This is a genomic window from Metabacillus rhizosphaerae (genome assembly GCF_037201795.1).
Classification (GTDB): Bacteria; Bacillota; Bacilli; order Bacillales; family Bacillaceae; genus Metabacillus; species Metabacillus rhizosphaerae.
Genome location: NZ_CP147403.1, coordinates 2,363,120 through 2,384,274, shown reverse-complemented (window position 1 = coordinate 2,384,274; position 21,155 = coordinate 2,363,120). Strand labels below are relative to the sequence as shown.

24 protein-coding genes and 1 pseudogene are annotated in these 21,155 nt (G+C 34.7%); 3 read left to right on the top strand and 22 right to left on the bottom strand.

Annotation, left to right across the window (positions count from 1 at the left end):
• Position 1: 1 nt before the first annotated feature.
• Genes yqeK through WCV66_RS11550 form a run of 6 tightly spaced genes read right to left on the bottom strand, consistent with a single transcriptional unit; the run spans position 2 to position 3,928 of the window.
• A complete protein-coding gene (gene yqeK, locus WCV66_RS11575; RefSeq protein WP_066334597.1) occupies positions 2 to 568 on the bottom strand; it encodes a bis(5'-nucleosyl)-tetraphosphatase (symmetrical) YqeK in 567 nt (188 codons plus the stop codon).
• Positions 558 to 1,130, bottom strand: a complete 573-nt coding sequence (locus WCV66_RS11570; RefSeq protein WP_066334594.1) for a nicotinate-nucleotide adenylyltransferase — start codon at positions 1,128 to 1,130, stop codon at positions 558 to 560. The genes yqeK and WCV66_RS11570 overlap by 11 nt, the downstream gene beginning before the upstream one ends.
• A 23-nt stretch (positions 1,131 to 1,153) precedes the next feature.
• A complete protein-coding gene (gene yhbY / locus WCV66_RS11565) occupies positions 1,154 to 1,447 on the bottom strand; it encodes a ribosome assembly RNA-binding protein YhbY (RefSeq protein WP_066334591.1) in 294 nt (97 codons plus the stop codon).
• Positions 1,441 to 2,283 carry a shikimate dehydrogenase gene (aroE, locus tag WCV66_RS11560; protein ID WP_066334590.1) on the bottom strand — a complete coding sequence of 281 codons (843 nt, stop codon included), beginning with the start codon at positions 2,281 to 2,283 and terminating at the stop codon, positions 1,441 to 1,443. The genes yhbY and aroE overlap by 7 nt, the downstream gene beginning before the upstream one ends.
• 18 nt (positions 2,284 to 2,301) lie before the next feature.
• A complete protein-coding gene (yqeH, locus tag WCV66_RS11555; protein WP_338789034.1) occupies positions 2,302 to 3,408 on the bottom strand; it encodes a ribosome biogenesis GTPase YqeH in 1,107 nt (368 codons plus the stop codon).
• A gap of 4 nt (positions 3,409 to 3,412) precedes the next feature.
• Entirely contained in the window at positions 3,413 to 3,928 is a 516-nt protein-coding gene (locus tag WCV66_RS11550) for a YqeG family HAD IIIA-type phosphatase (protein ID WP_396652573.1), read from the bottom strand.
• A gap of 376 nt (positions 3,929 to 4,304) precedes the next feature.
• On the opposite strand from WCV66_RS11550, the gene WCV66_RS11545 reads away from it, so the two are divergent.
• On the top strand, positions 4,305 to 4,445 hold the full coding sequence (locus tag WCV66_RS11545) for a sporulation histidine kinase inhibitor Sda (RefSeq protein WP_066334579.1): 141 nt from the start codon (positions 4,305 to 4,307) through the stop codon (positions 4,443 to 4,445).
• 228 nt (positions 4,446 to 4,673) lie between these two features.
• On the opposite strand, the gene WCV66_RS11540 is transcribed toward WCV66_RS11545, so the two are convergent.
• Positions 4,674 to 4,829, bottom strand: a complete 156-nt coding sequence (locus WCV66_RS11540) for a hypothetical protein (RefSeq protein ID WP_185653641.1) — start codon at positions 4,827 to 4,829, stop codon at positions 4,674 to 4,676.
• A 219-nt stretch (positions 4,830 to 5,048) separates the two neighbouring features.
• Here WCV66_RS11540 and sigK point away from each other — a divergent pair, with 219 nt between their 5' ends.
• Positions 5,049 to 5,771, top strand: coding sequence for an RNA polymerase sporulation sigma factor SigK (gene sigK / locus WCV66_RS11535; RefSeq protein ID WP_066334573.1), 723 nt, complete (start codon positions 5,049 to 5,051; stop codon positions 5,769 to 5,771).
• Positions 5,772 to 5,941: 170 nt separating this feature from the next.
• Here sigK and WCV66_RS11530 read toward each other — a convergent pair whose 3' ends face one another.
• From WCV66_RS11530 to mtnN, 3 genes are all read right to left on the bottom strand, one after another.
• On the bottom strand, positions 5,942 to 6,088 hold the full coding sequence (locus WCV66_RS11530; RefSeq protein ID WP_083964666.1) for a YrzI family small protein: 147 nt from the start codon (positions 6,086 to 6,088) through the stop codon (positions 5,942 to 5,944).
• A gap of 561 nt (positions 6,089 to 6,649) precedes the next feature.
• Entirely contained in the window at positions 6,650 to 6,886 is a 237-nt protein-coding gene (locus WCV66_RS11525; protein WP_185653642.1) for a YrhC family protein, read from the bottom strand.
• Between the two features lie 195 nt (positions 6,887 to 7,081).
• Positions 7,082 to 7,774 (bottom strand): 5'-methylthioadenosine/S-adenosylhomocysteine nucleosidase, encoded by a 693-nt coding sequence (gene mtnN, locus WCV66_RS11520; RefSeq protein WP_338789033.1) that lies wholly within the window; start codon positions 7,772 to 7,774, stop codon positions 7,082 to 7,084.
• A 275-nt stretch (positions 7,775 to 8,049) separates the two neighbouring features.
• On the opposite strand from mtnN, the gene WCV66_RS11515 reads away from it, so the two are divergent.
• Positions 8,050 to 8,253 carry a DUF2536 family protein gene (locus WCV66_RS11515; protein ID WP_207978074.1) on the top strand — a complete coding sequence of 68 codons (204 nt, stop codon included), beginning with the start codon at positions 8,050 to 8,052 and terminating at the stop codon, positions 8,251 to 8,253.
• An 86-nt stretch (positions 8,254 to 8,339) separates the two neighbouring features.
• Here the strand turns inward: WCV66_RS11515 and WCV66_RS11510 are convergent, their stop codons facing one another.
• The 12 genes and pseudogenes from WCV66_RS11510 to alaS form a co-directional block, all read right to left on the bottom strand.
• On the bottom strand, positions 8,340 to 9,011 hold the full coding sequence (locus WCV66_RS11510) for a YrrS family protein (RefSeq protein ID WP_338789031.1): 672 nt from the start codon (positions 9,009 to 9,011) through the stop codon (positions 8,340 to 8,342).
• Positions 9,012 to 9,257: 246 nt separating this feature from the next.
• A complete protein-coding gene (locus tag WCV66_RS11505) occupies positions 9,258 to 11,012 on the bottom strand; it encodes a penicillin-binding protein 2 (RefSeq protein WP_338789030.1) in 1,755 nt (584 codons plus the stop codon).
• A 108-nt stretch (positions 11,013 to 11,120) separates the two neighbouring features.
• On the bottom strand, positions 11,121 to 11,594 hold the full coding sequence (gene greA / locus WCV66_RS11500; RefSeq protein ID WP_338789029.1) for a transcription elongation factor GreA: 474 nt from the start codon (positions 11,592 to 11,594) through the stop codon (positions 11,121 to 11,123).
• 340 nt (positions 11,595 to 11,934) lie between these two features.
• A complete protein-coding gene (gene udk, locus WCV66_RS11495; RefSeq protein ID WP_066334556.1) occupies positions 11,935 to 12,570 on the bottom strand; it encodes a uridine kinase in 636 nt (211 codons plus the stop codon).
• A gap of 4 nt (positions 12,571 to 12,574) precedes the next feature.
• Complete coding sequence (locus WCV66_RS11490) at positions 12,575 to 13,843, bottom strand: U32 family peptidase (protein WP_338789028.1); 1,269 nt, start codon at positions 13,841 to 13,843, stop codon at positions 12,575 to 12,577.
• 58 nt (positions 13,844 to 13,901) lie between these two features.
• The gene (locus WCV66_RS11485; protein ID WP_066334540.1) at positions 13,902 to 14,831 is read right to left on the bottom strand and encodes a peptidase U32 family protein; all 930 of its coding nucleotides are present in this window, start codon (positions 14,829 to 14,831) and stop codon (positions 13,902 to 13,904) included.
• A 21-nt stretch (positions 14,832 to 14,852) separates the two neighbouring features.
• Positions 14,853 to 15,497 carry an O-methyltransferase gene (locus WCV66_RS11480; protein WP_066334537.1) on the bottom strand — a complete coding sequence of 215 codons (645 nt, stop codon included), beginning with the start codon at positions 15,495 to 15,497 and terminating at the stop codon, positions 14,853 to 14,855.
• A 203-nt stretch (positions 15,498 to 15,700) separates the two neighbouring features.
• Complete coding sequence (gene mltG, locus WCV66_RS11475) at positions 15,701 to 16,828, bottom strand: endolytic transglycosylase MltG (protein WP_338789026.1); 1,128 nt, start codon at positions 16,826 to 16,828, stop codon at positions 15,701 to 15,703.
• A 266-nt stretch (positions 16,829 to 17,094) separates the two neighbouring features.
• Entirely contained in the window at positions 17,095 to 17,382 is a 288-nt protein-coding gene (locus WCV66_RS11470) for a DUF1292 domain-containing protein (protein WP_066334525.1), read from the bottom strand.
• Between the two features lie 30 nt (positions 17,383 to 17,412).
• Positions 17,413 to 17,829 carry a Holliday junction resolvase RuvX gene (gene ruvX, locus WCV66_RS11465; RefSeq protein WP_066334515.1) on the bottom strand — a complete coding sequence of 139 codons (417 nt, stop codon included), beginning with the start codon at positions 17,827 to 17,829 and terminating at the stop codon, positions 17,413 to 17,415.
• Positions 17,830 to 17,951: 122 nt separating this feature from the next.
• Entirely contained in the window at positions 17,952 to 18,212 is a 261-nt protein-coding gene (locus WCV66_RS11460; protein ID WP_066334513.1) for an IreB family regulatory phosphoprotein, read from the bottom strand.
• 78 nt (positions 18,213 to 18,290) lie between these two features.
• Positions 18,291 to 20,929: pseudogene (alaS, locus tag WCV66_RS11455) on the bottom strand (alanine--tRNA ligase).
• Positions 20,930 to 21,155 lie beyond the last annotated feature (226 nt).

The following is a 21,155-nucleotide window of genomic DNA, read 5'->3' as shown; positions in this document are numbered from 1 at the left end:
TTTATCTTCCTCCTGTTAATACTAAAGAATTGTATGTTTGAAATGTATCAGGATAAACTGCTTGATTTTTTTTCAATAAAAACATCATCGTATTTTGTAATGATTTTATTAATGCTAGGTCTAGATCTGATTGTGCAAGCTCCCTAACCTCTTCAACACCAGGAAAATGTCTACCTGGCTCAATATAGTCTGCCACATAAATAATTTTTTCTAGTAGTGTCATATTTGGTCGTCCAGAAGTATGGTACTTAATAGCACTCAAAACATCTTGATCAGTAATCCCCACTTCTTTTTCAACTAAGTATGCACCAACTGGCGCATGCCATAGTTCACTATTATGTTCTAACAATTCTTTTGACATTTGTTGTTCTTCAATGATTTGTTTCATTTCTGCTTTCGGGCGAAACTTTGCATAGTCATGAAAAATCGCAGCTAACTCAGCTTTTTTCGGATCCTGCCCATAATATCGCGCCAATTGGACCGCCGTTTCCATAACACCAATTGTATGAACATAGCGATGTTCTGTGATTTGCTCAGCCACAAGCTTTAATGCTACTTCACGTTCCATATAAGCGATTCTCCTCTATATATCTTTTCACATCTTCGGGTAGAAGATAAGCAGTATTTTTATTTACTTTTAACCGATTTCTTAGCATTGTAGAAGAAACGTCAAATTGTGGGATTTCAATCTCGGTGATTGGATATTTTGTACTGGTTTCATATCCAGGTCGTTTCACTCCGACAAACGTAACTAATTTTACGACTTCGTCAACCTTATACCATTTTGGTAAATACTCTATCATATCTGCTCCTATTATAAAGTAAAAGGAATATGTAGGAAATTGTTCGCGTAATAGACAAAGTGTGTCATATGTATAGGAAGGACCTTTTCGTTCTAATTCGATCGTTTCGATTTTAAAGTGTTCTTGTTCACTAGTAGCAAGCTTTAACATATTTAGACGATGCTTACTATCAGTAAAGTCTTCTTTCTGTTTATGAGGAGGAATTTGATTAGGCATAAACCATATTTCAGATAATTGCAATGCTTGTAAAACCTCACTAGCAATTAATAAATGGCCATAATGAGGCGGATCAAATGTCCCACCCAAAATCCCTATTTTTTTTGACATTTTTATCCCTCCTCAGGAATCAATTAATTAGGTAAACGAAGCTGCTTATTTTCTTTAGACTCTTTATATAAAACGATTGTGTTGCCAATGATCTGTACAAGTTCTGCACCTGTTCCTTTAACTAATGTTTCAGCAACTGTATCTTTGTTATCTTCACAATTTTGCAATATAGATATTTTGAAAAGCTCACGAGCTTCTAACGCCTCTGAGATTTGCTTAATCATATTTTCATTTACTCCACCTTTACCAACTTGAAAAATTGGATTCAAGTGATGTGCTTCTGATCGTAAAAAACGTTTTTGTTTTCCAGTTAACATGATGTACCTCCTAGTTTGTCATAAACAATTTCTGTCATTTTTTCGATAGATGGTTCTAAACCTGTCCATAAATTGAAGGCAAGTGCAGCCTGATGAACAAACATACCAACACCGTTATGTATCGTTAATCCGCGTTCTTCTGCTTCCTGTAATAACGCAGTTTTTATTGGATTATAAACAATATCACTTACGACTACTGACTGTTTAGCATTGTTTAGAGACAATGGTTTCTGATCTATATTCGGGTGTAAACCTACTGCTGTCGTTTGAATTATAACGTCATAGCTTTCCAGCTGCAATTCTGCCTCTTCTAATGTTAAGGCTTTACTTGTATTTTCATATGGACATTCCATTATAAGCTCTTCTGCTTTTGATATTGTTCGATTACATAGGTCAATATCCTGGCAGCCTTGATGTGCAAGAGTAAAATAAATACCTCTAGCTGCACCACCTGCACCGATAATCAATATTTTTTGCTCAATTATCGGTTTTATTAAAACATGAGTTAATGAGTCGACATAGCCATTACCATCTGTATTATGTCCGACTAGTCGTCCATTTACATTAACAACTGTATTTACTGCGCCAGCAATTTTAGCTGTTACATCAAGCTCATCCATATAGGGGATAATAGAAATTTTATGTGGGATTGTAACATTAAAACCTTTTACCCCCAATACCTTAAGGGCCTGAACTGATTCACCAAGTTGATCAGGCTCAACATGAAAAGCATGATAATAACCATCTATATTCTTATCTTTAAAAGCATCGTTATGGATGTCAGGTGACATAGAATGATTAATTGGACATCCAATTACGCCATATAAGTTCCCCATAATATGACCTCTCCCCGTTTAAATTAACGATTTTCTTAGTGTTACATTTACTCCTTGAGGAGCAAAAGCAATTACCTTTTTGCCAGGATTATTAATAGTTACCCAACCTAAACCAGAAAAAACAACATCTGTTTTCCCTTCTTTAATCGTAAATTCATGAGGTATTAATCTAGGGAATGTATCCACATCTTCTTTTCTTGGCGGGGTTAACATCTCTCCAGCATGCTTCTCATACAATGAATCAGCATTTTCTCTCTTAGTCCGATGAATCGTCAATTCATTCGGAATATAACAAACAAGTGACTCTCTCCCACCTGTTACATAATCGAGTCTGGCAAGTCCACCGAAGTATAATGTTTGGTTTTCATTTAATTGGAATATTTTTGGCTTTAGTTCCTTTTTAGGACTTAATAGCTTCAAGTCTCGCTTATCAACAAAATGCGCCATTTGGTGATGATTAATAATCCCAGGCGTATCATATAGAGATGCACCATTTTCAAGTGGAATTTCAATTAAATCCAATGTTGTACCAGGATAATGCGATGTTGTGATCACATCATTTACACCGGCTACTTCTTTAATCATTCGGTTAATGAATGTAGACTTTCCAACATTTGTACATCCAACTACATACACGTTTTGTCCATTTCGATGCAAATCGATTAGCTCAGCAGCTTCTCTTATACCATGTCCCCGGGCTGAACTAACTAAGCAGACATCAATTGGTTTTAAGCCAAATTCCTTAGCCTCTCTTTTCATCCAATTGATTAGCTTTTGATGTTTTACTGACTTTGGTAAGATATCACTTTTGTTTCCTATTAAGAGAATTGGATTACCTCCGACAAAACGCTGAATTCCTTGAAGCCAACTTCCGTTAAAATCAAAGATATCAACAATTTTTACTATTAATCCATTTGTTTCACCAATGCCATGTAAAATCTTTAAAAAGTCATCATCTGTTAATGAGACATCTTGTATTTCATTATAATTTTTCAGCCGAAAGCAGCGTTGACAAATAATATCATCTTTTTCTAACGCACTTTCAGGAGCAAAACCAAGTTTTTTCGGGTCTTCTGTTTGTATGGAAACACCGCACCCTATACATGAAAATTGTTGTTCTGACACGATTCTATTCCTCCCACTGAAGCATTCCTTTTCGTTTCAAGCTTTCCATAATTCTTCGCTCGATTTTTCTGTTAATTCTAGTGAAGAAACCGTCTGTAGAAGCGACAGGAACAACTAATATCGTTTGAAAGCCGGTACGATTACCACCTAACACATCTGTTAATAGCTGATCACCAATGACAACAACTTCAGCTTTTTTTAAGTTCATCTTTTTAGCTGCTCTTAAAAAAGCTTGACCCATTGGTTTCCTAGCCTTATGAATAAATTTGATATTAAGAGGCTCAGAAAATGCTTTTACCCTTTTTTCATTATTATTTGAAACTATGGTAATATCCATTCCTTGATCTTTAACCTCTTTAAACCACTCTAACAATTGTGGTGTTGCATTCGGTCGATCCCATTCGACTAGTGTATTATCTAAATCTGTAATGATTCCTTTAATGCCATTTTCTTTTAACTTTCGTGGTGAAATATGAAAAATACTCTTGACATATTCACTAGGTAAAAATAGTCGTAACATGAGTTTAAGCACCTCATTATTCATTTTTTTGCCATCTTACATCATAACCAATTTCGCACGTACTTTCAAAAGAAACTTATACTATATGCATAAAAGCTTGAATAAATTATAAAAACTTTTCGACAAATTCCGGGTCCCTTCAACAGTTGTGGATAATATTATACACATTATCCCCTCTGAAATACCTCACTTTTTACACCTTATAAACAATATACCCACAGTTTATCCACTAATATCTGTGGATAAGAGAACGGTTGTTCTATCAAATTATTCATGTTAGATTTAAATCAATAACAAAATATAACATATTAGGAAATTCCATAATGGAATGAAATAAATGTTAGGAGGTGTAGAGCCAATTTGTTGGCCATCAACCATGCGTAAACTTTCTGACGAATTGTTAATTGAATCTTATTTCAAAGCAACTGAAATGAAACTACATGATGATTTTATAGAGCTAATCACAATTGAAATTAAACGCCGTTCATTAGGACATGTACTTAAGGCTTCTTCTTAAAATTACACGCCGTTTAACGGCTCTTTTTTTTTTGTTTTTAACTAATCAAACTTTTATTCCTTAAGATTACAGTTTTAGTATTTCCTTTAAGACAAGTATGTATCATATAATTAGTGAATGTTATTATAACATTTGTTTACATACACCACTATATTTTTATGAATTAGCTACATTGTTCATAAAGCTTGAATGGTCCTAGACATTTTGCATAAGGACCATTCGGGACTACTAACGAATATGATTATAATAATAATATCCTCCACCAATAACGAGCAATAAGATTAACAAAACAACGATAAATGCATACCAGTAGCTATAACCTAAGCCTCCATATGTTGGATAATACGGATATGGACCTGGACCATAAGGTGTATAACCATACATAACTGATTCCTCCCTTATTTATTTGATACCATATAAATATGAACATTCCCCCATAAACGTTTAGGCTCTTGTCACATCGATGTCCAAAAATCAATAAATCTTTAAAATAGTCGCTTAGAATTTTATCTTCTTTCATTGTACATGCACGAACTACCTTCCTCACACATAAACATTACTTATAGGCATTTGCCTACATAAAGATTTAGTGGAGGTGGAGGTATGTCAGGGCTCATTACAGCACTAGGGTTTTTCGTAAAAGAATTAGTGTTCTTAGTATCTTATGTAAAAAATAATGCCTTCCCACAGCCTTTGTCTGCGACTGACGAGCAGAAATATTTGCGACTTATGTCAGAGGGTGATGAGTATGCGAGAAACCTTTTAATCGAACATAACTTGCGACTCGTTGCTCACATCGTAAAAAAATTTGAAAACACTGGGGAAGACTCCGAAGATCTTATTTCAATTGGTACAATTGGATTGATAAAAGCAATTGAAAGCTATTCACAGGGAAAGGGTACAAAACTTGCAACATATGCAGCTCGTTGTATAGAAAATGAAATCCTCATGCATTTAAGAGCTTTAAAGAAAACAAAAAAAGATGTTTCCCTACATGATCCAATTGGCCAGGATAAAGAAGGAAATGAAATTAGCTTAATTGATGTACTGAAATCAGAGAATGAAGATGTTATTGATACGATTCAGTTAAATATGGAGTTAGAAAAAGTGAAAGAATATATTGACATTTTAGATGGGAGAGAAAAAGAGGTAATTGTCGGCCGGTTTGGATTAGATTTAAAAAAGGAAAAAACTCAGCGAGAAATTGCAAAAGAGCTTGGTATTTCAAGAAGCTATGTTTCTAGAATCGAAAAGCGAGCGCTTATGAAGATGTTTCATGAATTTTACCGTGCTGAAAAGGAAAAAAGAAATCGAAAAAAGGAATAAGTGATTAAAAAGAGAAGAGTAGCCACTCTTCTCTTTTTATGTGCTTATTCTTACTATAACTGTTAACTACCCATACAAAATAAGCTAGGCAGAATCCTTCTCTACAATTAAATGTACTAAAAGTTCAATTCTCAACATAGTCATCGCCTCCAATTATTTTTTCATCCTGCTTACATGTTATGAAATTCATTAAATACTTTTTCTTTAGATTGTTCCATTCTTTTTTGTACTTCTAAATTTCTTTCAAATTCTTCTTTAGAATCTTTTCGTTTTGACACCGAAAGAGTCAATGTAATAAAAAATAGGTTGATCGTCATGTGTATCACCTCCTTACAAGCATTTCGCACCTCACTTGATGTCTAATCATAGGTTGCCAAACCTGTAGAGGATATGTACGCCTATTTACGGAGTACATATTTTTACTTAAAAATGTAACAAGAAATTTAAGTATAAAAAAACGCCACAGGGCAACCTATGGCGTTTTGATATTGCATATAAAACGCCACAAGCTGATCTAATCAACCTGTGGCGTGAGTTCACTTAAATAATTACTTTTTTCAAGTAAATAAAAAGGTGGATACACCGAAATGGTCGAATAGATGTTCAGTTTTTATGTTTCGTGCAGTTGGTTGTGTTGTCATGGATTTGATCATCTTCTTCGACCTCCTTAGTTTTAATTTCTTATTCCTTTGGTAATTATATCCACAATTTCCAAGTCTGTAAATAGTTTTTGGTATTTTTGTTAATGTTTTTATTTTCTGACAATTAAGAACAAAAGTGCTGGATGTAGAAGCGCTTATCCACAGTTCAAAAATTCTATAATTTACTTAACAATAAAAAAAGCCCCAAGTAGCTTGGAGCGTTTAACAAAACCTATTCTATTTATGCTCTTCAATTTGATCTAATTGTTTTTTATATTTCAAGGATGTTTTAAAACAAACAAAAGCACTGATTAAACATAAGATTGTCGTGATCATAAGAACGTTATCGTAAATTTCTGCTTTACCTTGATCAGGTAATGTAACTCCAATATATAAAAACACACTTACAGCTAATAAAATAAATGCATATTGCTTAAAATCAATGATAAGTGCTTGTAGTTTCTTTTTATTCATATCATACCCCACCTACCTGATGTGTTATATGTTCACCTTAACATAGTCTATGAGACTATTAACCATGTAAATTTCACCAAGTGGGTGGCTATTGGGTTGTAAAATATTTCATCCTTGACATATGTATAAATTAAGCAGTCTGACCCCTTTCGGGAGTCAGATCTAATGAGCTTGCTTCCAAACTAAATCTCTACCTTATATCGCTTCAACCATTTTCAACACTAAATCTGCTGAATGCTTAGCAGCCTGTTCTAGAAACTGATCAAATGATACATTTGATTCTTTACCAGCTATATCTGATAATGCCCTAATTACAACAAACGAAACATTAAATTGATGACAAACTTGAGCGATAGCAGCTGCCTCCATTTCCCCTGCGTGAAGATCTTTAAATTTACTTCGGATAAATTCAACTTTAACTGGATCATTTAAGAAAGAGTCTCCTGTCACAATTAAACCTTTTGCTACTTGGATGTCACTAATTTCTCCCGCCTTTTTCACGGCCACATCAACAAGCATTTCGTTAGGTATATATGCTGCTGGCAATCCAGGAACTTGTCCGTATTCATAGCCAAAAGCTGTAACATCAACATCGTTATGTCTAACCTCTGTTGAAATAACAACATCACCTACGTTTAAAGATGGATGGAATCCACCTGCAGAGCCCGTGTTGATTACATAATCTGGTTTGTATCGATCTAAAAGCAAAGTTGTGCTCATAGCTGCATTTACTTTACCAATACCAGACTTTAATAAAATAACCTCAACACCTTTATAGATCCCCTTTGTAAATTCACTACCAGCAATCACGTCTTGCTCTTGATTTTCTAACTTATCTCTAAGTATTGTTACTTCTTCTTCCATTGCTCCAATTATTGCAATTTTCATTATTTCAATTCCTTTCCATTATGTATCAACATTTCGACCAATTAGTCATCCATTTGTATATTTGCTCAGTACATTATTTTATTAATAAATTTGTAGTAAGCCTCCAAATAGAAGTGTACATATTTCATGCATCTAAATCAAGGTTCGTCTGATCTTTGGTGGAAGTATTCAATGATTTTTTTTAATCTTCACCATCTAGTATTTTTCATTCCTGTTCATCCACTTCAATATTTGTTAAAATTTATTCATAATCTATGTACGATCGAGGTGGAATAATGAATTTTCAATTAGATATTATTAAAGATAAAATTGAAATATTTGAAGCTACTACAATTAATGAGCTTGAAAAAAAAATTAATGAGCAAATTGTTCATAACCAAGCAATCTTATTGGCTGTTCATTCTGTCTCCCATCAAATGTATGTTTCAGAAGAAGGCAAAAGATTTTACAGTGCTGTTGTTCATTTTAAAGCTACATAAAACAAGCAATATGTAATTGGTGTGCTTAAACAAAAATAAAAGCAGTGGCATTGTGCCGCTGCTTTTATTTCGTTTGACTTTAGTTCTCAATTTATTTTTTCAATTTTAGTTGGTTTCCAACCTTCGTTTTCAACCCATGTAATATATACTTTGTATTTTGCTGATTTATCTTTTGGTGAGATGGTTCCAACTGCATCATTGGGTGATCCATTGTTTCCAAGAAACCAAATTATCATTTCCGATTCAGGGATTCCTGCTGCATAACTAAGTGCTTTTGTCATTTCAGCCCAGTCCTGTGATCCTTTTTCATAATTAGCTGAATGAGGCTCTGATTGAGAAGTACCAACAGGTCCCCAACCTGGGTTTTCAATTGTTTCTTCAACACCTGATCCTGGATCTCCTTCAGTAATTGTTGCTTGTTCGAATGGATCTTCAGTTACTTCTTCATCAGTTTTATCTTCAGAATCTGCTTTTCCATTACTATTTTCATCTAGCTCTTCATTTGATTTATTACTATTTTCTTCTTCTTTTTCTTTATCCTTTATTGCTTCTTCATTACTCTCTTCTTCGTTTGCGAGCTTTATATCAGGTTGTTCATTGTATTTTGCCGTTTTTTCAGAATCACTACCTCCAAAAATGAGCTGAGATCCAATAACAAGAATAAGTAATGCAACTATTCCTATTAAAGTATTTAATACTACGTTGGTTTTTCTACGCTTATCTCTTTTTTCATATCGAGAGTTTACATGATTACTCAATGCCCTACACTCCTTTTTCCCTCATACCTTCTGTCTTATTCTAGCACTAGAACGTTTTTCTATCTAGTTGTTTTATCTTTTTAACATTTGTAACATATTCATTACTGGATATTTAGAATCACAAATTGTACATGTTTTGACTTTTTTGCAAAAATGAATTAAAGGCTGTTCACCCTTTTTTATTGATTGTTCTCTAGTTATCCCTACTATTTCTTTACGTGATTACTCTTATCTTTAACATAGGTCTTATTGCTTGTTTAGCTTGGATAAATCAGCAACTATATCGTAAAATGATGCATTAGTCCCAGCTTCCGCACTAGTTGTATCCATCTCCACGACTACAAGAACATATTTTGGATTACTTGATGGAAAATAGCCTGCAAACCATTTATTGTATAACGTTTGGCCTTGTTCATTTTTTTTACCTGTTTGAGCGGTTCCTGATTTACCTGATACCTCATAAGGAGAAGTTTGAAACCTTCTTCCAGTTCCTTCAGGGTCTGTTACAACTAAACGAAGTTGTTTTTGAAGTTTTGATGCTGTTAAGGGTGATATTTTTTCCCCTTCTAATAAATTAGACGTAAAAGAAAACATATTAGTTCCATTTTTATATAATATATTTTCTACGATTTTGATCTGTTCTTTATGACCGCCTCGGGCAATTGTTGCCATCATGTTAGCAACTCCCAGTGGCGTAACCTTAACATCCTTTTGTCCAATCGCAGTTTGATCTATCGCTCTTTGGACCTTTTTATCCTTTTCATCTCCCCAAATTTTTCCTGATCTCTCATCTGGAAGTTGTTTGAAATTTTGATAATGAAAAACTTTACCACTCCAGCCAACGGGTCCTAGTAAACCTAACTTTTCAGCAGTATTCTCAATTACATTGTTATCCTTCTCAATTAACTCTTCTGCTAAAGTCGTAAAGGTGTAATTACAACTTTTTGCAAAACTCCTTGCTAGTGTAAGCATTCCATCATCCTGTCCGCCATCACTTTCTCCATAAAGGTTAAGATTGCAATTAAACTCCCTTGTTGCATCATCTAAACCATATTCAATAGCACCGGCTAAAATGACTGTTTTAAATATCGAGCCCGGAAAAAGAGGTTGAACCATATGATTTGTAAGGGTAACACCGGCAGAGCGATCTAATTCAGGCTTGCTAACCATTGCTAATATCTCATTTGTCTCAACATCTAGCAAAACAAGTCCTCCGTTATCGACCTTTTGTTTTTCTAACACCTCTTCAGCAATTCCCTGAATATCTTTATCTATTGTAGTCTTAACAGTAACAGGATAAAATGGATTAGAGTCTGCGATATATTTAACATTTACTCCAAAGAGAGGGTTCCCATCCCCATCAACATGATAAAGTAGCTTCGTTTCTTCATCAGGTAAAAGAAATTCATCAAACGCTTTCTCGAGACCTGTTAGTCCGATTTGTGTTTTATAGGATAAATCCTCTCGATCAGGATATTTTGTTCGTAATACCTCTGCATTCTCTCCTGTAATTCCAATTATATGTTCACCAATTGTTTCTTCAATAGGAGACTGTCGATAAATACCAAATACTCCGGGGATCTCAAGTTTATTAATTTTTTCAAGATCAATATTTGATAAGTTTACATTGTCTTTACTCGAAAGAACAAGCGGTTCCGTTGAATCTTGTAAACGACTTTTTAGTTCATAACTTGAAACATTTACCAAATCTGAAAGCTCTTCTACAGGCCAAGTAATATCTTTTAAAAATGGAAATAAAACGAGTGATGGCTCAACTTTATTACGAAGAGATTCACCATTCTTGTCTACAAAACGTCCACGACCATCATCAATGACAACCTCTTGTGTTCTTTGATTAACACTTTCCTGAACTAGATTTACTCCCTTTTTTGAAAACGATTCTGTATGAATCAATTGAATATCAGCTAATCGATAAAGGATAAAAAATAAAGCCATAAGAAAAAAGGTTCCGACAATAATAAATCTTTTTCTTGAAATCATTCAAACCTCCTGATAAAAAACTCTGCTCTTTGTGGGCTTAAGAAAAAATTTCATAAAAAAACACCTCGTCTTCATTTTCGACGAGGTGTTCGTTATATAAACCTTTTTTTAACTAATTTTCACAATTTTCACAAGCATTTCTCCACCAGGAGTTTGAACTGTTACTTCATCATCCACTTTTTTGCCAATTAGACTTTTAGCAATTGGTGAGTCATTTGAAATCTTGCCTTCAAAAGGATCTGCTTCCGCACTACCAACGATTGTATATGTTTCTTCATCACCATTAGGAAGCTCAGTAAACGTAACTGTTCTGCCTAGTGAAACAGAGCTAGTATCAGCTTCACCTTCGATAATTCTTGCGTTTCGAATCATATTTTCTAGTGTTGTAACACGACCTTCAACAAATGCTTGTTCCTCTTTAGCAGAATCATACTCTGAGTTCTCTGATAGATCACCAAAGCTACGTGCAATTTTAATTCTTTCGACAACCTCTTTACGTTTAACCGTTTTCAAATATTCAAGCTCTTGTTCAAGCTTACCTTTACCTTCTCTTGTCATTGGAAAAACTTTTTCTTGTGCCATGTTTGTTCCACTCCTTCTAGTAGACTGTTCCCCGTCGTTTTTGTTCTTTTTCTGTTGAAATTACTTATTTTGTGATAAGAGATCAAAAATACGTATGTATAAGCCCGAGACTATATGCCTCAAGATGAAAGATGTAAGCATTAAAAGACATACTTTCATTTTCATATGTGTGATCACTGATAAGAAAATACTTTTAGTTGAACAGGCAAGAATCAGGTGAGTATTAAAAAAGCAAGGGCAAGATTATGCCCTTTACTTTATATAAAAAACAATGCCTAAAGAAAAAATATTAATTCTTATACATAATATGATCACAGTACTCTTTATCTATGCTATGTTATTACAAAATTGCATTTAGTTCAAGAATTGTTTGAATTTTTGTTACCATCAAATCAATCGCAACGTGATTTTGTCCACCCTCAGGAATAATAATATCTGCATATCGTTTCGTCGGTTCAATAAATTGATTATGCATTGGTCTTACAACGGAAATGTACTGTTCAATAACAGAATCAATTGAACGACCACGTTCTTTTATGTCCCGCATTATTCGACGGATGATTCTAAGATCTGCATCTGTATCTACAAAAAGCTTAATATCCATTAAATCACGTAAACGCTCGTCTTCTAGGATTAATATGCCTTCTAGAATAATAACATCCTTCGGTTCAACAACTATAACATCTTCTGATCTTGTATGCAATTTGTAATCATACACAGGTTTTTCAATTGATTGATGATTTAGTAATGTTTTTAAGTGATCGATTAATAAATCATTATCAAATGCTAAAGGATGATCATAGTTTGTATTTAATCTTTGTTCAAATGGTAGATCACTTTGATCTTTATAATAATAATCTTGTTCTAGCATTAAAATCGAATGACCTTTAAACTGATCATAAATTGATTTTGTAACACTTGTTTTACCTGAACCAGAACCTCCAGCCACTCCGATTACAACGGGCTTCTTACTCATTTAATCAGAACCCCTTTCGCATCATATTGTTCCTAAAGACTGGTTTATCTACTCTAAATTTCACAATCTGTAAAGGATGGCGAGCAGCATCAAGCTCTTTTCCTTTTTCATCCCAAATTTTCTCAATCGTTTGTGTAAAGTTTTCAATATCCGGACCAAAGAATTCAACTGTATTTCCTGGTTTAAAGTGATTTCGTTGCTGTAAAGTAACCATTTGTGTTTCATGATCATAATCTAATACAAGGCCTACAAAGTCATAGGCTGTTTTCGTACTGTGATTACCAAACATTTGCTGCTTGTAACCTGGAATACCTTCAAAGAATGAAGAAGCTGTTTCACGGTTTGCACACTTATCTAATTCTTTTAACCATTCATGATCTATTTTGAAATGATCAGGATCTGCACAATAAGCATCAATCACTTTGCGATAAACACTTACAACTGTTGCAATATAGTGGATAGATTTCATTCTTCCTTCAATTTTCAAACTATCAATTCCCAGTTCTATCATTTTTGGGATTGATTCTATTAAATTTAAATCTTTAGGACTCATTGCAAATGGTGCATCATTAGCATCAAATAGAGCAAGTTCATCATCGTTTTCTAGTTTGAATAAGTCGTAATCCCAGCGACAAGATTGACAACAGCCGCCTCGATTAGAATCTCGAGCCGTCATGTGATTACTCAATGTACAGCGACCAGAATACGCAATACACATTGCACCATGGATAAAGGCTTCAATTTCAATATCAACCTTTTCCTTCATTTCTCTGATCTCTTCAGCACCAGTTTCACGAGCTAAGACGACACGCTCTAAGCCTTCTTCCTTCCAAAATTGGACTGCCTTCCAGTTTGAAAGTGATTGTTGTGTACTTAAATGTACTTCTAAACTCGGAGCAACCCGTCTACAGGTTTCAATAATTAATGGATCGGCTACAATAATACCAGTCACTCCCGCATCCTGAATTCCCATTAAATATTCATCTAGTCCGTCCATATTTTCATTATGAGCAAAAATATTTGTTGTGACATAGATTTTCGCACCATATTTATTAGCAAATTGAACACCCTCAGCCATCTCTTCAAGGGAGAAATTATCAGCATTTGAACGTAGTCCATATTCTCGTCCACCAATAAAAACAGCATCTGCGCCATAATGGATCGCTATTTTAAGTTTTTCTAAGTTACCTGCTGGTGCTAGTAACTCAGGTATTTTCGTGATTACACGCTTTCCATTTATAATGCTAGAGACTTTATCCTTTACTACAGTCATTTTTTTCACTCCCTTTTTAATGTGAGTTCAAAATCTTTTTGTAACTCTTAAGTTATTTTTAATAAACAGTCTCTTTAAAGAAAAACCCAGTATCTAATGGTCGATTTTTCGCTTGTAAATCTTCTATTTCAGCTAATAATTCATCTTTTATCTCTTCATACTCAGTATTATTAGATTCACATAGATCGATTGCTTTACGATATTTCTTTGTCACTTCAATTACATACTCAGATGTTTGAAGAACCCCATCGATTTTAAAGGAATCTATACCAGCGTCAATCATTTCACTTAGCTCATCGATAATACACATATCATTTGGACTCATAATATGTGTCCCATTTGCGTCTTCAAAGATTGGGTATTTATTATCTCTTTCAGGATCGTATAAAAACATCATTTCTTTTTCAGCACGATTTTCTATTTTTAAAGCCTTACCTTGATATTCAAAGTAGTTACCTAATAAGCTACGTTTTGATTGGAACATACATGTCATTCCGTGAACTTGTACTTCAATTTCAACTTCTGCATGTTCCTTTGTTTCGATAATCGCATCCATACTTAACTCACGAGCAAGAACTGCACGTTTGGCACCTTTTCTTCCCCAATAGTTACAAGTATGCCAGTTTGTTGCTGTTGTTTCTGTATTCCAATGCAGCTTTAAATCGGGTGCAACTTCTCTTGCAACCATAAGTACTGCTGGATCACCGAAAACAACTGCATCAGCCTTTACTTCATTTAGAAAAGTCAAATACTCTTCTAATTCATCAATCAAATCATTATGGAAAATTGCATTCATAGCCACGTACACTTTTTTATGATGCTGATGGGCAATAGCAATTGCTTCTTTTACCTGCTCCTTTGAAAAATCACCGGCTAGTCGAAGACCAAATTTTTGTTCACCAATAACAAACGAATCTGCACCTGCTTCTATTAGGGGCATTATGTCCTCTACTTTTTTGGGTGTAACTAATAATTCAGGTTTGTGCATGTCAAACACCTCTTTTAAACTTCATTTTCGTTTTGATACTGCAATCCCATCTCCGACAGGAATGATTGTTGTTTCATACTTATCTAATGTAAACAACCAATGATTAAACTCATCAAGTTTTCTGACAAGTGTTCGTTGTCTTCTTGTTTTTAATTCTGAACGATCGCGAGCAACTGTTCCTTTGAATAGAACATTATCCGTATAAATAATTCCATTTGAAGAAAGCATTGGTTCATATAACTTGAAAAACTTTGTATATTTGGCCTTTGTCGCATCAATAAATAATGCATCAAATGGACCATACTTATTTATTTCCTCTGATAATAAAAGGGCATCACCATGTAGTGCTTGAATTCTTTCTTCAAGTCCCATTTCCTTAATATTGAGGTTTGCCTGATGAAAGCGCTCTTCGTCAAGCTCTATCGTAATAATTTCAGTATTGGGCAATTTTAAAGCCATTCGAATTGCGGAGTACCCAATTGCTGTACCAATCTCAACAATTTTTTTAGGCTGCTGCATAGAGAGAAGAAGTAATAACACTTCAATACCTGTTTTCTCCATTATTGGCACATTATTTTCCTTAGCGAAAACTTCTATTTGTTTTACATAATCTTGCGGATCAGGTATAAGATTCTCTATATATGTTAGTACTTCTTCTTTTAACATGATTGCCTCCTGCATTTCGTATAACTATAAGAAAAATGTCATTATTTTTTGATTATTATCTTATATACCTAAAAATAAGAGCCTCATTAATGAGAACTCTTAGCCTATTTAATATAAAAGTTACAAAACCCCATAACAACTCGATATATTTTACCACAACAAGAAAGGGAAAGCGAATAAAAAATCACTCTCCCTATGTATCATTATTTGTTTGTAATATGTTTATCTTTTTCCTTATTGTGCTCATCGAGTGTTTTCGTGAAGATGACATCTCCTTCTTTTGTTGCTAAGAAATATAAGAAGTCTGTATCTTCAGGTGATAAAGCTGCAACGAAGGATATTTTACCCGCATTAGAGATTGGACCTGGTGGTAGACCTTTGTTTTGATAGGTATTATATGCCGAATCAACTTCAAGGTCTTTGTAAAGAACGCGGTCCTTATGTTCACCAAGAGCATATAAAACTGTTGGATCTGTCTGTAAAGGCATATCTTTTTCGATACGATTATAAAAAACACTTGAAATCTTTTCACGATCAGCCTTTTCAGTTGCTTCTTCCTCAATTAAGGAAGCCAATGTTACAAAACGATGTACACTCATCTTTTGTTCCTGTAACTGTGGAATATATGTTGCAACAACTTCACTCATTTTTTTAATCATTGGCTCCAAAATTTCTTCAAGTGTTGGATCCTTTTTATAATAAGGGTAGGTTGCTGGAAACAAATATCCTTCAAGTGCGTATTTTACATTTTCTCCAAATATATCATCTGTAAGTAAGTCTGGATATTTTGCTCTCATCGACTCAATAAATTTTTTATCAGTTAGTTTTTGGATAATTTCTTCCTCACTAAATGATGCTTTATTTGAAATAATTGAGGCGATTTCTTTTAATTGTCTTCCTTCAGGTATCGTGATTTGAAACGCTACGTCATCCATAAGCTTTCCTTGCTTTAAGATTTCAATGATTTCAGTAAATGTCATCGCTCTATTTAATTTATAATTCCCAGCTTGGAAGCCAGATTCGTTCTTGAATTTAATGTAGTATTTAAATACACGGGCATCTTTAATAATATCATTTTCTTCTAAAATTCTTGATATTGTTGATACTGATGAGCCAATTGGAACGGTAACATCAATACCTTTCTGATCACTTGGATCAACTGGTTCTAATGAAGATTTAATATATAGATAACCGCCTCCGATAAGTCCTGAAAAGGCAATAATTAATACGATAAAAACAGTTAAGACAATTTTTCTTACTACCTTTGCCTCTTTTTGTTTTTCTAATAGCTTTTTACGGAATATATCTTTTTTTGAATCAACTTCAGACATGCATATCCTCCTCTCGTCCCAATTATTATACTACAATGTTCTTTATGTTTCGGCAATTTTTTCACAAAAGGTAGAAAAGTACGAAAGAAAAAGGAGTTTAAAGGTAGAAAAAATTATAAACAATTATTTTTATTCTTTCTTTAGATGGGTTATAAAATCATACAATTGTTGGAAGCATTGCATGATATCGACATAAAATCTTATTAAAAGATGAAATTTCAGACATAAAAAAGAGGCTGACCTTTTGAGTCAACCTCTTGCAAAGCTTATTCTTCCTCTTCTTCATCAAGGAAAGTGTTTAACATTTCCTCAATTAAATCCCACTCTTCTTCTGTTTCGATTGGCTCAAGTTCTCCATCCTCACCATTAGCGTGTGGATTAAAGCTAGATGCGTGAATCTCGATTTCTTCGCTATCATCTTCCTCTGCCCCTAATGGGTAGTATAGAACGTATGATTTCTTAAATTCTTCTGATTCAAATGTAAATAATACTTCGCAAAGTTGTTCGTTTCCGTTCTCATCAATAACTGTAATTTGTTTTTCGCCATGTTCCATGTTGGTTCACCTCATTATTATAATTAAATCTTAATTTAAGCTGTCTAAATAGCCTTGTAATATCATAACTGCTGCCATTTTATCTATGACTTGTTTCCGCTTTTTTCGGCTGACATCAGCTGAAATGAGCATTCGTTCTGCCGCCATTGTTGTTAATCTTTCATCCCACAAAATAACAGGTAGTTTGAATTTTTTTGTTAGAATATCTGCAAACTTCTGACTCGCTTCTGCCCTTGGTCCAATAGAGCCATTCATATTTTTCGGCATTCCTAAAACGATTTTTTCTATTGAATACTCATTAATGATTTCAGTCAGTCTGGCAAAATTATAATCTCGATTTTCCTCATTAATTTTTATTGTTTCGATTCCTTGTGCGGTCCAGCCAAGTTCATCACTAACTGCAACGCCAAGTGTCTTCGTTCCTAAATCAAGTCCTATTATACGCATTTTAAGCCTCTCGATTTTTTGAATGAAGGTAAGGAAATGGAACCAGCTTTAATTTGTTAGCTTGTTCCATCCTTATTTGAATTTAGGCTTTAAGGTAAAGCTCCACTCACCTTCAATCTTAATTATGTTCGTTTGTGCAAGTAAGATTTGACTAGCTCCTCAATTAATTCATCACGTTCAAGCTTGCGAATTAAATTTCGAGCATCACGATGACGTGGAATATAGGCAGGATCACCAGAAAGCAAATAGCCAACGATTTGATTAATTGGATTATAGCCCTTTTCTTGCAATGCATCGTAAACAGTATAAAGGACCTCATTTACATTTGTTTCGACCGATTCATCAGAGAAATTAAATTTCATCGTTTTATCAAATGAACTCACTAATTCGCACCTCTTTCTAGAGAATCAAATAGAATCTTTTTGTCCCATCTTACTTACATTCTACACTACTTTGCCTAATTATAAAACGGATTCAACCCATTCTTCGACATATTTAAGCGCTTCTGTAAGGTTTTCAGGATTTTTAGCACCTGCTTGGGCCATCTCTGGACGACCGCCACCTTTCCCACCGCAACGTTCAGCAACTTCTTTTATTAGTTTACCTGCATGATAGCCCTGTGTAACTAAATCCTTCGTAACACCTGCTACAAGGTTAACTTTTCCATCTTCAACAGCTCCGAGAACTACAATAACTGATTCAAGTTTATTTTTCAAGTCGTCCATCATACCACGTAGGCTATTCATATCTTTTGCATTTACCTTTGTTGCAAGAACTGTTACACCATTAATCGTAATTGCCTTATCAACAATACTATTTGCTTCAAGATTACCTAGTTTAGCTGTTAATGATTCATTCTCACGTTGAATTGTACGATAATCAGTTAATAGACTATCTATTTTTGCCACAAGATCCTTAGGGTTAGCTTTTAAAAGTGATGCAGCTTCCTGGAACTTTTCAAGCTGTCCATTAATTAATTGATAAGCAGCTTTACCTGTTACTGCTTCGATACGTCTTGTCCCAGCACCGATTCCTGTCTCTGTCATGATTTTAAACAATCCAATTGATGCTGTGTTGTCAACATGGCAACCACCACAAAGTTCCAAACTATACCCACCAACTTGAACGACGCGGACAACATCTCCATATTTTTCTCCGAAGAGAGCCATGGCGCCCATTTCCTTCGCTTCTTTAAGTGATTTCAAATCAATCGTAACTGCAATACTCTTCCAAATTTGCTCATTTACAATTTGTTCAATACGAGCTAATTCATCCCCGCTTACTTGTCCAAAATGAGAGAAATCAAATCGAAGTCGATCAGCGGTTACCAATGATCCTGCTTGATTTACATGGGACCCGAGAACATCTTTTAATGCTTGATGCAATAAATGTGTGGCCGTATGATTTTTAACAATCGCACTCCGGTTGTTTTCAGTAACTTTCGCTGTAACAATGTCTCCAGCTTGGAGTGTTCCACTTTCTATGAAGACATTGTGAAGATTCTGTCCATTAGGTGCTTTTTGAACATCCTTCACCTTCACAAACACTTTATCACTTGATAGCACACCAGTGTCTGCAATCTGTCCACCGCTCTCAGCATAGAAAGGAGTTCTATCAAGAATAACTTGTATTTCTTCCCCTTCATTTGCTTCTTTTATTACTTCTCCATCTTTCACTAATACGAGAACTGAAGCATCTTCTACAGTTAATTGATTATAGCCAACAAATTCACTTGTATCTTTTATTTCGCCTAGCATTCCACCTTGAACCTGCATTGAATCTACCTTTTGAATTGCAGCACGAGCACGGTCACGTTGTCTTCCCATTTCTTGTTCAAAGCCGTTATGGTCAACCTTCATACCTTCCTCTTCCGCATATTCCTCTGTTAATTCAACAGGGAAACCATATGTATCATATAAACGGAAGACATCATTTCCTGGAATCACCTCATTGCCTTTGTCTTTTTGAACTTTAATGACTTCACTAAGTATTGCCAAGCCCTCATTTAAAGTTTCATGGAAGCGTTCTTCTTCATTTTTAATGACTTTTTGAATGAACTCTGTTTTTGTTTTTACTTCTGGATAAAAATCTACCATGATTTCCGCAACAACTGGTACAAGTTCATACATAAATGGACGATTAATGTTAATTTGCTTCGCATAGCGAACTGCCCTTCTTAACAATCTACGTAAAACATAACCACGGCCTTCATTAGATGGTAATGCCCCATCACTTATAGCAAAACTAACTGTACGAACATGATCAGCGATTACTTTAAAAGAAACATCTTTTTCATGATCCTGACGATAAACCTCATTTGAAATTTGTTCAGTCGCACGAATAATCGGTATGAACAGATCCGTATCAAAATTCGTTTTAACATTTTGAATAACGGAAACCATACGTTCAAGTCCCATACCTGTATCAATGTTTTTCTTAGGTAGTGGAGTATAAGTTCCATCTGGGTTATGGTTAAATTGAGAAAAGACTAGATTCCATACTTCTAAATATCGTTCGTTTTCACCGCCAGGATATAACTCTGGATCTTGTGGATCATTGCCATATGATTCACCTCGATCATAAAAGATCTCTGTATTAGGTCCACTTGGTCCTTCACCAATATCCCAGAAGTTTCCTTCCAACCGAATAATGCGTTCTTCTGGTACACCAATTTTATCCTTCCAAATATCAAAAGCTTCTTGATCTTCAGGATGAATCGTAACCGATAATTTTTCTGGATCAAAACCGATCCATTTCTCACTTGTTAAAAACTCCCATGCCCATTCAATTGCCTCTACTTTAAAATAGTCACCAATTGAAAAGTTACCAAGCATTTCGAAAAACGTATGATGTCTTGCTGTTTTACCAACGTTTTCAATATCATTTGTTCGAATTGATTTTTGTGCATTACAAATTCTAGGGTTCGCTGGTATCACGCGACCATCAAAATATTTTTTTAATGTCGCAACACCGCTATTGATCCAAAGCAATGTTGGGTCTTCATGTGGGACAAGTGATGCACTAGGTTCAACAGCATGTCCTTTTTCTTTAAAAAATCTAAAAACATTTGTCGTACTTCAGCTGATTGTAAATTTCTCATATGTATCCTCCTTAAAATAACTATGTTGATTACTTTTTAAAATTTAGGCTCTTTTCTAAAAGATTGTTGTTTTTGAACAAAACTGATTAGGGTGATTGGTGCGGAAGGTGCGAGACTCCTGTGGGAGTAGCGGGACAGATGAGACCCCGCAGGCGCTTCGCGCTGAGGAGGCTCATCGCCCGCCCCACGGAAAGCGAGCATCCTGGAGCGCAAATCAACCAACCCA